The 12083-nt window shown below is 65.9% G+C and carries 13 protein-coding genes and 1 riboswitch; of the genes, 10 read left to right on the top strand and 3 right to left on the bottom strand.

Annotated elements, in window-relative coordinates:
* Window positions 1-231 precede the first annotated feature (231 nt).
* Window positions 232-455, bottom strand: a riboswitch (cobalamin riboswitch).
* Between the two features lie 130 nt (window positions 456-585).
* The 5 genes from HNP46_RS13420 (at window position 586) to HNP46_RS13400 (ending at window position 6312) form a co-directional block, all read left to right on the top strand.
* A complete protein-coding gene (locus HNP46_RS13420) occupies window positions 586-1731 on the top strand; it encodes an ABC transporter permease (protein WP_184589647.1) in 1146 nt (381 codons plus the stop codon).
* Complete coding sequence (locus HNP46_RS13415; RefSeq protein WP_184589645.1) at window positions 1728-2513, top strand: ABC transporter ATP-binding protein; 786 nt, start codon at window positions 1728-1730, stop codon at window positions 2511-2513. Before HNP46_RS13420 ends, HNP46_RS13415 begins: the two co-directional genes overlap by 4 nt.
* Complete coding sequence (locus tag HNP46_RS13410; RefSeq protein ID WP_184589643.1) at window positions 2514-3452, top strand: MlaD family protein; 939 nt, start codon at window positions 2514-2516, stop codon at window positions 3450-3452. It begins immediately after the preceding gene.
* The gene (locus HNP46_RS13405) at window positions 3449-4081 is read left to right on the top strand and encodes an ABC-type transport auxiliary lipoprotein family protein (RefSeq protein ID WP_184589641.1); all 633 of its coding nucleotides are present in this window, start codon (window positions 3449-3451) and stop codon (window positions 4079-4081) included. The genes HNP46_RS13410 and HNP46_RS13405 overlap by 4 nt, the downstream gene beginning before the upstream one ends.
* Before the next feature lie 227 nt (window positions 4082-4308).
* Entirely contained in the window at window positions 4309-6312 is a 2004-nt protein-coding gene (locus tag HNP46_RS13400) for an acyltransferase family protein (RefSeq protein ID WP_184589639.1), read from the top strand.
* A 55-nt stretch (window positions 6313-6367) separates the two neighbouring features.
* Here HNP46_RS13400 and HNP46_RS13395 read toward each other — a convergent pair whose 3' ends face one another.
* The 3 genes from HNP46_RS13395 to HNP46_RS13385 form a co-directional block, all read right to left on the bottom strand.
* Window positions 6368-6619 carry a hypothetical protein gene (locus tag HNP46_RS13395; protein WP_184589637.1) on the bottom strand — a complete coding sequence of 84 codons (252 nt, stop codon included), beginning with the start codon at window positions 6617-6619 and terminating at the stop codon, window positions 6368-6370.
* A gap of 188 nt (window positions 6620-6807) precedes the next feature.
* The gene (locus HNP46_RS13390; RefSeq protein ID WP_184589635.1) at window positions 6808-7041 is read right to left on the bottom strand and encodes a hypothetical protein; all 234 of its coding nucleotides are present in this window, start codon (window positions 7039-7041) and stop codon (window positions 6808-6810) included.
* A gap of 122 nt (window positions 7042-7163) precedes the next feature.
* The gene (locus tag HNP46_RS13385) at window positions 7164-7598 is read right to left on the bottom strand and encodes a hypothetical protein (protein ID WP_260403162.1); all 435 of its coding nucleotides are present in this window, start codon (window positions 7596-7598) and stop codon (window positions 7164-7166) included.
* Between the two features lie 255 nt (window positions 7599-7853).
* Here HNP46_RS13385 and HNP46_RS13380 point away from each other — a divergent pair, with 255 nt between their 5' ends.
* From HNP46_RS13380 to HNP46_RS13360, 5 genes are all read left to right on the top strand, one after another.
* Window positions 7854-8855, top strand: a complete 1002-nt coding sequence (locus HNP46_RS13380) for a D-cysteine desulfhydrase (protein ID WP_184589633.1) — start codon at window positions 7854-7856, stop codon at window positions 8853-8855.
* A 117-nt stretch (window positions 8856-8972) separates the two neighbouring features.
* A complete protein-coding gene (tcyJ, locus tag HNP46_RS13375; RefSeq protein WP_184589631.1) occupies window positions 8973-9773 on the top strand; it encodes a cystine ABC transporter substrate-binding protein in 801 nt (266 codons plus the stop codon).
* Entirely contained in the window at window positions 9773-10444 is a 672-nt protein-coding gene (gene tcyL / locus HNP46_RS13370) for a cystine ABC transporter permease (protein WP_184589942.1), read from the top strand. Before tcyJ ends, tcyL begins: the two co-directional genes overlap by 1 nt.
* Window positions 10441-11208 carry an L-cystine ABC transporter ATP-binding protein TcyN gene (gene tcyN, locus HNP46_RS13365; protein WP_184589629.1) on the top strand — a complete coding sequence of 256 codons (768 nt, stop codon included), beginning with the start codon at window positions 10441-10443 and terminating at the stop codon, window positions 11206-11208. The genes tcyL and tcyN overlap by 4 nt, the downstream gene beginning before the upstream one ends.
* A 126-nt stretch (window positions 11209-11334) precedes the next feature.
* Window positions 11335-12033, top strand: coding sequence for a pirin family protein (locus HNP46_RS13360; RefSeq protein WP_184589627.1), 699 nt, complete (start codon window positions 11335-11337; stop codon window positions 12031-12033).
* The last annotated feature ends 50 nt before the right edge of the window (window positions 12034-12083 follow it).

Here is a 12083-nt window from a genome sequence, read left to right as displayed (position 1 = left end):
CCGACCGTGCGGCAGCAGGCGAGCAATGGGATGGGCAGGGGCGATCCGCCGGCACGCAGAAGCGCCAGGCGGTAAAGGCCGTCCAGCGCGGAGGCTGTCGACCTGGGGAATTGGGGATGTCACCTGAAGGATTCTCCGCCGCTCTCACCCGCGCGGCACTGACCAGTCGGGGCAGGCGGAGGACGGCGAACGCGCGGCGCGTGCGGCCGGCGTCGGCAGCGCCTCCCGCGATGCCATGCGATGCAGCAGGCCGGTCTCCGGGCTTGCGAGGGGAAACGCCTGGCGTCTCCGATGAACCGCGCCTTCCCATGCCGGTGGCACAGTGGCGGTTGCGGTTCTGAACTCGCTTACCGTTGCGGGGGCAGCGCCGGAATGCTCGATTGCATATCGATTTCACCGGCTTCCCTGTTTCACCCTGGGCTTGCGCCGCGGGCACCTGAAGCAGGCGCGCAGCTTAGTGGCTGGCGGGCTGGGGCGTCAATTGAAGAGGATGTCGCCGGGCAGGCCCCGGCACCTTGCAACCGCTCTGAAAAGCGACACACCCGTTCAATCATGGCACTGTGTAACTCCGCTAGAATGCGAACCATGACGATGACCGCCCAGCCCGGCCAGCTTCAGCTCGACACCTCTACCAGCCCACCGCTGATGCACGTCAGCGGCGACTGGACCCTCGCGCATTTCTCCGCGCTGGAAGCCCAGGTGGCGGCCCAGCGCCATGCCCAATCCCCGGCGGCACTGGACTTCGCCGGCCTCGGCGCACTGGATACCGCCGGCGCCGCGCTGCTCGCCGAGATCATCGGCGGCGCCCGCATGAGCCAACTGGGCCAGATCGCCCACAACCTGCCCGCTGAACGCCAGGCCCTGCTACGCACCGTCGGCAGTGCCATCACCCAGTGCCGGATGGATGAAAAGCCGCCGGCGCCGGGCAACGCGCTGGTCGATGTGCTGGAACGCATCGGCATCGCCACCCTGACCTTCCGCGAACACCTGGTCGGCCTGCTCGGTTTCATCGGCCTGACCCTGCAGACGCTGGTGCGCAACCTGCTGCGGCCACGCCGCTGGCGCCTCACCTCGCTGGCCGCGCACATGGAGGAAACCGGGCTCGACGCGGTGCCCATCGTCGCCCTGCTGACCTTCATGGTCGGCGCGGTGGTGGCCTTCCTCGGCGCCACGGTGCTGCAGAAGTTCGGCGCGCAGATCTACACCGTCGATCTGGTCGGCTTCTCCTTCCTGCGTGAATTCGGCGTGCTGCTCACCGCCATCCTGCTTGCCGGCCGCACCGCCAGCGCCTTCACCGCGCAGATCGGCTCGATGAAGGCCAACCAGGAGATCGACGCGATCCAGGCCCTGGGCCTGGACCCGGTGGAACTGCTGGTGCTGCCGCGGGTGCTGGCGCTGCTGCTGACCCTGCCGATGCTGACCTTCCTGGCGATGCTCTCGGGCATCTTCGGCGGCGGCGTGGTCTGCGCCCTGAGCCTGGACATCTCGCCACGCATGTTCCTCTACATGCTGCAGAACGATATCGCCGTGCAGCACTTCCTGGTGGGCATCGTCAAAGCCCCGGTGTTCGCCTTCATCATCGCCGTGATCGGCTGCCTGGAAGGCTTCCGCGTCAGCGGCAGCGCGCAGTCGGTGGGCGAGCACACCACCTCCAGCGTGGTCCAGTCGATCTTCGTGGTGATCCTGCTGGATGCCATGTTCGCGCTGTTCTTCATGGAGATGGGCTGGTGAGCGAACCGATCATCGTCGTCCGCGACCTGGCCAACCGCTTCGGCACCCACGCCGTGCACGAGCACCTGGACCTCGACGTGATGAAGGGCGAGATCCTCGGCGTGGTCGGCGGCTCGGGCACCGGCAAGTCGGTGCTGCTGCGCAGCATCATCGGCCTGCGCCAGCCCAGCGAAGGCAGCGTCCACGTGTTCGGGCAGAACCTGCCGGCGCTGCCGCCGCTGGAACGCTCGAAGCTGGAACGACGCTTCGGCGTGCTGTTCCAGAACGGCGCGCTGTTCTCCTCGCTGACCGTCAGCGAGAACATCTGCCTGCCGCTGATCGAGCACGCCAGGCTGTCACGCAGCGATGCCGAGTTCATCGCCAAGGTGAAGATATCCCTCGCCGGCCTGCCACCGGACGCCGGCGCCAAGTACCCGGCCGAGCTGTCCGGCGGCATGGTCAAGCGCGCCGCGCTGGCCCGCGCCTTGGCGCTGGACCCGGACATCCTGTTCCTCGACGAACCCACCGCCGGCCTCGACCCCATCGGCGCGGCGGCCTTCGACCAACTCATCCTGACCCTGCGCGACGCCTTCGGCCTCACGGTGTTCCTGGTCACCCACGACCTGGACACCCTCTACACCATCTGCGACCGCGTCGCCGTGCTCTCGCAGAAGCGCGTGCTGGTGGTCGGGCCGCTGGACCAGGTCGCCCAGACCGACGACGCCTGGGTGCAGGACTATTTCCACGGCCCGCGCGGCCGTGCCGCGCTGCAGGCCACCGAACACCTGCGGGAGGAAAACTGAATGGAAACCCGTGCCCATCACGTGCTGATCGGCCTGTTCACTTTGGTCGTGTCGATCGGCGCGCTGCTCTTCGCCCTGTGGCTGGCGCAGTCGAGTAACGACCAGAAGTACAAGGTCTACGACGTGATCTTCAACGAGGCGGTGACCGGCCTGTCCGAAGGCGGCACCGTGCAGTACAGCGGCATCCGCGTGGGCGACGTGGTGTCCCTGCGCCTGGACCCGAACGACCCGCGCAAGGTCCGCGCGCGCATCCGCGTCTACGACAGCACGCCGATCCGTGAAGACACACGCGCCAAGCTGGCGCTGACCGGCGTCACCGGCCAGGCCATCATCCAGCTCTCCAGCGCCGCCCAGGACAGCCCGCCGCTGACCAGCAAGGACGGCGAGGTGCCGGTGATCAAGACCATCCCCTCGCCCTTCGCCAAGCTGCTGGCCAACGGCGAGGACATCGCCACCAACATCAACAACCTGATCAACAACGTGAACCGCATGTTCTCCCAGGAGAACGTCGACCGCATCAGCCGCACCCTGGACCACATTGACCAGGCCACCGGAGTGGTCGCCGAACAGCGCGACGACATCCGCAAGACCGTGCAGGAACTGGCCGCCGCCAGCGAGCAGGCGCGGCTGACCTTCGCCAATGCCAGCACCATGCTCGAACAGGCCAACCGCACCCTGGGCAGCCGCGGGCCAGCGCTGCTGGACGACACGCAGAAAACCCTCACCGCCCTGCGCAACAGCAGCGAACGCGTGGAAAAGCTGCTCGACAGCAACTACGACTCGGTAAACGGCGGCCTCAATGGCCTGGGCGAGATCGGCCCGGCGATCCGCGAACTGCGCTCCACCCTGGAAGACCTGCGCGGCGTCACCCGCCGCCTGCAGGAAAACCCCACCGGCTACCTGCTCGGCCGCGAACGCAACAAGGAGTTCCAGCCATGACCGCCCTTCCCCGCCTGCTCGGTGTCGCCGCCCTGGTCAGTCTGCTGGGCGCCTGCTCGATCCTCCCGGAAGCGGAGAGCCCGGACTTCTACCTGCTGCCGGCCGCGCAGCAACCCGCGCGCAGCAATACAGCGGTGAACTGGTCGCTGCGAGTCAGCGCGCCCACAGCCAGCCTGGCGCTGGACAGCAACCGCATCGCCGTGGTCCCGCAAGGCAACCAGCTGAGCAGCTACCAGGGCGCGCGCTGGAGCAACCGGGCACCGGGTCTGCTACGTGACCGCCTGCTCGACGCCTTCACCGCCAACGGCAGCATCCGCGCCCTGAGCAGCGACGAAGCCAGCCTGCAGGCCGACCTCGACCTGACCGGCGAACTGCGTGCCTTCCAGAGCGAATACCAGAACGGCAAGCCGGTGATCCACCTGCGCTACGACGCGCGCCTGGTGCGCACCCTCGGCCAGCGCATCGTCGCCTCGCGCACCTTCGAAGTCCGCCAGCCGGTGGACGGCAAACAGGTGCCCGAAGTGGTCAGTGCCTTCGGCAAGGCGGCCGATCAGCTTTCCGCGCAGGTGGTGGAGTGGACGTTGCAGCAGGGGCAGGCACAGAAACTCCCCTCCAGCACCGGCAACTGATCGGCTGCAGACCGTGGGCCGAGGCGGCCCGCGGAGTCCGCTTTCGCACACTCTCTACACAATTTGAACAAATTTCATACAACGCCAGTCGGAAGATTCGCGGGCTGTTGATGGCAATCGTGTATCGGTGACGATACATTGCGCCGCCCCATTCGGGGCAACTCCCGTTTCTCGTGTGGCACCGCCCTGTTGCGCGGGTGCCCATTCTGTAGTCCGAGGATCGACTCTTGCGCAGTTCTGGCGATTTCCGCCGCGACATCAATGGCCTGCGGGCCTGGGCCGTGGTCGCGGTGGTGCTGTATCACTTCGGTATCAGCGGCTTTACCGGTGGCTTCGTCGGCGTGGACGTGTTCTTCGTCATCTCCGGCTACCTGATGACCGGCATCGTCCTGGGGGCCCTGGCCGCACCATCCGGCTTCTCCTTCCTGACCTTCTACCTGGCCCGCGCCCGTCGCATCCTGCCGGCCTTGCTGGTGTTGTGCGCCGTGCTGCTGGCGCTGGGCTGGTTCTTCCTGCTGCCGTCGGACTACCAGCGGCTGGGCAAGCATGTCTGGGGCAGCGTGCTGTTCACCTCCAACCGCATGTTCATGAAGGAAGCCGGCTATTTCGATGTGGCTTCCCATGACAAGTGGCTGCTGCATACCTGGTCGTTGTCGGTGGAATGGCAGTTCTACCTGCTGTTCCCACTGGTGCTGGTTGCCGCCTGGCGCTGGCTCGGCGGCCGCCGCTGGCTGCTGCCGCTGCTGGGCCTGCTGGCTCTCGGGTCGCTGGGCTACTGCGTGGCGCTGGCGGCGAAGGAGCCTTCGACGGCCTTCTACTTCTTCCCGGCGCGCGCCTGGGAACTGCTGGCCGGCGGCGTGATCCACCTGGCGCAGAGCCGTTGGCAACCCGGCGAGCGCCTGGGCGTCTGGATCGAACGCGCGGGCATGGCGCTGATCGTCGCATCGCTGCTGTTCATCACACCCGAGATGCACTGGCCGGGGCTGCTCGGCCTGATTCCGGTCGGTGGCGCCGCGCTGGTCCTGCTGGCGCGCCGCAATGACTCGCACTTCACCGCCAACGCCGTGGCGCAATGGCTCGGGACCCGCTCCTACTCGATCTATCTATGGCATTGGCCAGTGGTGGTGGCACTGGCTTACCTGGAGCTTTCCAGCCTGCCGCAGGCCATCATGGCGGGGCTGCTGCTGACGCTGGTCCTCGGCCACCTTTCCTACCACCTGGTGGAGCAGCCCAGCGGCCGCCGGATGGGCCGCCTGAGGCCGCTGGCGCAGGGCGCTGTGGTGCTGGCGGCGGTGGTCCTGGTGATCGGCCCGGCCAAGGTGGTGCGCAAGGCGGACTTCGAACAGCGCTTGCCCGAGGCGGTGCAGCGCGTGGACGAGGAGCGCGACAATCGCAATCCACGCCTGGACGAGTGCGACGAGAAGACCCAGTGCCAGTATGGCGGCCCGAATACCCGCGCCATCGTGCTCGGCGACAGCCATGCCCAGGCCACGGTCAACGCCATCGTCGCCAGCCTGCCGCACCGCGAGGACGGCGTGCTGTTCATCGGCACCAGCGGCTGCCCGACCATCTTCGGAGCGCAACTCGACGGTCCGAAACAGGAGGTCTGCCAGAAGATTCTCAGTCGCCTGGAACAGCGCCAGGCGCAGCTGCTGCCGGGCACCCCGGTGATCGTGATCAACCGCGCGTCGTACTACCTGTTCGGCGGCCTCGCCGGGGAGCCGGACGAAACCCCGAATCGACCCGAACTGTATTTCACCGAGCCTCAACAGTCGCCGAATGCGGCGCTGCTCGCACAGTACCGAACACACTACGTGGCTACCGCCTGTGCGCTGGCGGCCAACCATCCGCTGTACCTGGTGCGACCGACGCCGGAGATGGGGGTGCGCGTCCCCGAAGCGATGGGCCGCGCCATGCTGCTCAAACGCGAGCGCAAGCTATCGATGAGCCGCAGCGCCTACCGCCAGCGCAATGCCTTCGTCAGCCAGATGCAGGATCTGGCCGGCCAGCAGTGCGGTGCCCGGGTGCTCGATCCGTTGCCCTACCTGTGCGATGAGCAGAAGTGCGCCGCCAGCCGCCACGGCCGGCCGATGTACTACGACGACGATCACTTGAGCGAATTCGGCAACCGCCTGCTGGTGCCGCTGTTCCAGCCGATCTTCGCCGAACGCGTGGCTGGCGAGGACCACGTCAGCGCGCAGCACCGCAGCAAAGAGCAGGCGCCCCTCTGAAGCGTCGCGGTCAGCCTGTCACCTCGCGGCGCCGGCAACCGGCGCCGCTACGCAATCAGCGGCACTGATAAGGGCTTTCGCCCTCCAGTTCCTGCTCCGACTCCACGTCCTTGATGGTGACGATGGCCTTCGGATACACCGAGCAGAGCGAGTTGCGCACCGTGTAAATGCCGCTGCCATGGGCGAGGAACTTGCCCTTGCTCAACTCCTTGCCCGACTCGTCATGGGCCGTGACCTCGTAGTTGCCGGTCATGGTGATGCAGCCGGCGAGTGCCAGCAGGGAAAGGAAGGGGACGAGGACTTTCATGAATTCTCCTTTAGACGCGAGGCGCTCGCCTGGGAGCGCGGCTGTCGATCCTTGACGTGTTCGCGAGAGCGGGAAGTTGCCAGCCGACCTGGCCCGGCAGATGCGCATACGACCCAGGCGGGTCGTCGCAGTTCAGCCAGCGCCCCCGCAAGGACGCCGGCTGACGGGGTTTCGGACGAGAGGTCGCCTCAGCGCTTGCCCATGGAGCGACGCGAACCACGCGGGTGCGGCGGGCGGTACTCGGCCTTGTCGTGGGTCTTGCGGTGCTGGTAGGCGCCGGCGGCCTGCTTCTGCGCAGCAAGCGCGGCCTTGGCGAGTTCCGTCAGGGACAGCGTGGGCTGCTCCTGGGAAGACTGCTCCTGGGAGGATTGTTCCTGGGAGTTTTCCGCGCTGTCGTCACGCGGCGGCTGGGAGGACGTCATGGGTGAACCGGATAAGTAGGAGTTTGACCGGCGCCCATGATAGCCGAAGAGGTACCTTCCCCGCTGCTGTCCGCTCGGAGGAATCTCACGAGCGGTGTGGTGTCAGCCTTCGCAGCAATCCGTCAGGTCGGCGGGAAAATGGTGTCGGGACGGGTAACGTATTCGGTGGCTTCCTTCTCGGTCAGCACCCAGATCTGGCTGATGCGGCTGTCCAGGCCGACCTTGATGCCGACGAACTTGCCGGTGATCTGCGGCAGCAGGCCGTAGACCAGGAAACGGTTGTTCTCGTCGCGGATACGCACCGACACCGACAGCGGGTAACTCACCGTCTTGTTGTAGAGCCCCAGGGTCATCACCTGACGCAGCAGGCTCGGCCTGGGGCGCTTGAGGGTGATCACCGGGTACAGCGCGCTGTCGACGAAACCGACCATCATCCCCGAGGGAATCACCCGGTCGGCCAGCGCCGGTGAGCTCAACCCCAGCAGCAGGGCAAGGGCGCCCACCAATTGAAGCGTCCAGCGATGCAGCGAAGTGCGTGAAGGTACTGCTGAAGTCATCGGATTTCCCCGCCCTGGTTTTCCTGTTTTCGTCATCTGCCCGGTTATCTTTCCGGATCTGGGCCTGGAGCGTAGCGGTTCGCCGCGCCGCTGTCCGCACATTGATTCACAGCCTCTGGAGTTTCCCGCCGCGAGCGGGCGCATCGTCGCGCGACATTCCCGTGCGGAGCCGCGTCACGCGTCCGCCGGCCACATTGCAGCGGACCTTCGCGCGCTCTATGGTGACGCATCCCGCCGCCACCCCGAGTATCCGCCATGAGCCCCCTGCGCGCAGCCCTCGCCCGCTTCCCCCGCCTCGACCTCGCCGGCGGCCCGACGCCGCTGGAGAAGCTGGAACGGCTCGGTGCACAACTGGGTCGGGAGCTGTGGGTGAAGCGTGACGACACCACGCCCTTCGCCCTGGGTGGCAACAAGGTGCGCAAGCTGGAATTCCTCGCCGCCGACGCCCTCAAGGCAGGCGCCGACACCCTGGTCACCGCCGGCGCCATCCAGTCCAACCACGTACGCCAGACCGCCGCTGTTGCGGCGAAGCTCGGCCTGCGCTGCGTGGCGCTGCTGGAAAACCCCATCGGCACCGCTGACCGCAATTACCTGAGCAACGGTAACCGCCTGCTGCTGGACCTGTTCGGCACTGAGGTCGAACTCGTGCCCAACCTCGACACCGCGGACGAACTGCTGGCGCAGACCGGAGAACGTCTGCGTCGGCAAGGCCGCAAGCCCTATATCGTCCCCATCGGCGGTTCCAACGCCCTGGGCGCCCTGGGCTATGTGCGCGCCGGACTGGAACTGGCGGAGCAGATCCACAGCAGCGGCCAGGACTTTTCCGCCGTGGTCCTCGCCTCCGGCAGCGCCGGTACCCATGCGGGCTTGGCGGTTGCCTTGGCCGATGTACTGCCGGAACTGGACGTCATCGGCGTGACCGTTTCGCGCACCGACGCGGCGCAGCGACCGAAAGTGGAGAGCCTGATCGAGCGCACGCTGGAACTGCTCGGCCAAGCCGCTCCCGCGCTTCCGAAGGTCCAGCTGTGGGATGAATATTTCGGCCCGCGCTACGGCGAAGCCAATGCCGGCACGCTGGAAGCGGTTCGTCTGCTGGCGAGCCAGGAAGGCCTGCTGCTGGACCCGGTGTATACCGGCAAGGCCATGGCCGGATTGCTCGATGGCATCCGTCGTGAACGCTTCGTGAAAACCGGGCCTATCCTGTTCCTGCACACCGGTGGTTCGCCGGCCTTGTTCGCCTATCAGCCGGCGACTTGATGGATCGAATCACGAACTAAGCATGTAATTTTTTATTATTTTATTGCATAACGATTCTGACCATATAGTCGCCACGCGTTGACTAACCTGCTTAAAACACCAAAAACGGTGACCACCATGACCTTCTCCGCACTGCGACGTCATTTCCTGCTTGCCAGCCTGACCCTCTCCCTCGGCGCCAGCCTCTTCGGCCAGGCCCAGGCCGCCGACGACCTGCTCGCCCAGATCAAGTCCAAGGGCGAAGTCCGCGTCGGCCTGGAGGGTACCTACCCGCCCTTCAGCTTCCAGGACGAAAACGGCAAGCTGGCCGGTTTCGAAGTGGACTTCTCCGAGCTGATCGCCAAGGAGCTGGGCGTCACCGCCAAGCTGCAGCCGACCAAGTGGGACGGCATCCTCGCCGCGCTGGAATCCAAGCGCCTGGACCTGGTGATCAACCAGGTGACCATCTCCGAGGAGCGCAAGAAAAAGTACGACTTCTCTGACGCCTACACCGTGTCCGGTATCCAGGCACTGGTGCGCAAGGGCGACGAAGGCAAGTACGACACCCCGGAAAAACTCGCCGGCGTGAAGGTCGGCGTGGGTCTGGGCACCAACTACGAGCAATGGCTGCGCGAACATGTTCCGCAAGCCGACGTGCGTACCTACGAAGACGACCCCACCAAGTTCCAGGACCTGCGCAGCGGTCGCATCGACGTGATCCTGGTGGACCGCCTGGCCGCCTTCGACATGGTCAACAAGACCAAGGGCGCCATGGCCCTGACCGGCGCGCCGTTCGCCCGCCAGGAAGCCGGCATCGCCGTGCGCAAGGGCAACCCCGAACTGCTCGCGGCGCTGAACAAGGCCATCGAGAAATTCAGGGCCGATGGCACGTTGAAGAAACTCTCGGAGAAATGGTTCCAGGCTGACGTCACCCAATGATCGACGAAAGCCTGCAGCTTGCGCTGGATTCCGCGCCCTTCCTGCTCAAGGGTGCGGTCTTCACGGTAGTCCTCAGCGTAGGCGGCATGTTCTTCGGACTGCTGCTGGGATTCGTACTGGCGCTGATGCGCCTGTACGGATTCACCCCCGTGCGCTGGATTGCGCGCATCTACGTGTCGTTCTTCCGGGGCACGCCGTTGCTGGTCCAGCTGTTCATGATCTATTACGGCCTGCCCCAGGCCGGTATCGAACTGGATCCCTTGCCCGCCGCGCTGATCGGCTTCTCGCTGAACATGGCCGCCTACGTCTGCGAAATCCTCCGCGCCGCCATCGGCTCCATCGACAAGGGCCAATGGGAAGCCGCCGCCAGCATCGGCATGACCCGCGCCGAGACCCTGCGCCGGGTGATCCTGCCGCAGGCCGCGCGCACCGCGCTGCCGCCGCTGGGCAACAGCTTCATCTCGCTGGTCAAGGACACCGCCCTGGCCGCTACCATCCAGGTGCCGGAACTGTTCCGTCAGGCCCAGCTGATCACCGCGCGCACCTTCGAGGTCTTCACCATGTACCTCGCCGCGGCGCTGATCTACTGGATCCTCGCCAGCATCCTGTCGCACCTGCAGAACCGCCTGGAAGACCGGGTCAACCTCCATGACCGGGAGCAAGACGCATGATCGAAGTCCGCCAGCTGACCAAGCAGTTCCGCGGCCAGGAGGTGCTCAAGGGCATCGACCTGACCGTCCAGCCCGGCGAAGTGGTCGCGATCATCGGCCCCAGCGGCTCAGGCAAGACCACTCTGCTGCGCTGCCTGAACCTGCTGGAAGTCCCCAACAGCGGCACCATCCAGGTCGGCGACATCCGCATCGACGCCTCGCGGCCGCTGAGCAGCCAGCAGGGCCTGATCCGCAAGCTGCGCCAGCACGTGGGCTTCGTCTTCCAGAACTTCAACCTGTTCCCCCACCGCACCGCGCTGGAGAACGTGGTGGAAGGCCCGATCATCGTGAAGAAGGAGCCGCGCGCCCAGGCCACCGAGCGTGCCCGCCAGTTGCTGGCGAAGGTCGGGCTGGCTGGCAAGGAGGACTCCTATCCCAAGCGCCTCTCCGGCGGCCAGCAGCAACGCGTTGCCATTGCCCGCGCATTGGCCATGCAGCCGGACGTGATCCTGTTCGACGAGCCGACCTCGGCGCTGGACCCGGAACTGGTCGGCGAGGTCCTGGCGACCATCCGCGGCCTGGCCCAGGAAAAGCGCACCATGGTCATCGTCACCCATGAGATGAGCTTCGCCCGTGATGTCGCCAACCGGGCGATCTTCATCGACAAGGGCGTGATCGTTGAACAGGGCGATGCCAAGGCGTTGTTCGCCCATCCCAGGGAAGAGCGTACACGGCAGTTCCTCAGCAAATTCCTCGATCAAGGCGAAAAGCGCACGACAGAATAGAATCGATTTTATCGATTAATATCTGCCGATATTTGCGCTTTTTTATCGATCATCTGCGCGAGAAGATAGTCCCATGAACCGCGCGGACTGGCCCACCGGCCAGCCGCGCCCCACGAGGACTTAGTCATGATCGAACGCAGACCCTTCCAGCAACTCGGCGGCGCCAACCACGGCTGGCTCAACGCCAAGCACCACTTCTCCTTCGCCGAGTACTACGACGCCGAGCGTATGGACTGGGGCAACCTCCGCGTCTGGAACGATGACGAAATCGCCGCCGGCACCGGCTTCCCGCCGCACCCGCACCGCGAGATGGAAATCATCACCTACGTGCGCCAAGGGGCGATCACCCACCAGGACAGCCTGGGCAACAAGGGCCGTACCGAAGCGGGCGACGTGCAGGTGATGAGCGCAGGCTCGGGCATCGTGCACTCCGAGTACAACCTGGAGAAGGATGTCACCAAGATCTTCCAGATCTGGATCATCCCCTCGGTACGCGGCGGTACGCCGTCCTGGGGCGCCAAACCCTTCCCGAAGGGCGACCGCGCCGGACGCTTCGTGACCCTGGCCAGCGGCTATGAGAACGACGCCGACGCCCTGCGCATCCGTGCCGAAGGCCGCATGGTCGCCGCCACCCTGAAGGCCGGCCAGACTGCCGAGTACGAACTGGGCAGCAACCGCCACGCCTACCTGGTGCCAGCCACCGGCAAGGTCGAGGTCAACGGCGTGGAGCTGCTGGCCCGCGACGGCGCCGCCATTGCCGACGAAGCGGTGGTGCGGGTCACGGCGCTGGAGGACAGCGAGGTGATTCTGGTGGATGTCGCTTAACACCGCTGCTAAAAGACAAAGGGCGCATCTTCCGATGCGCCCTTTCGTTT

The sequence above is a fragment of the Pseudomonas nitroreducens genome, from assembly GCF_014204515.1.
Taxonomy (GTDB): Bacteria; Pseudomonadota; Gammaproteobacteria; order Pseudomonadales; family Pseudomonadaceae; genus Pseudomonas; species Pseudomonas nitritireducens_A.
This window is presented reverse-complemented; position numbering and strand designations above follow the sequence as displayed.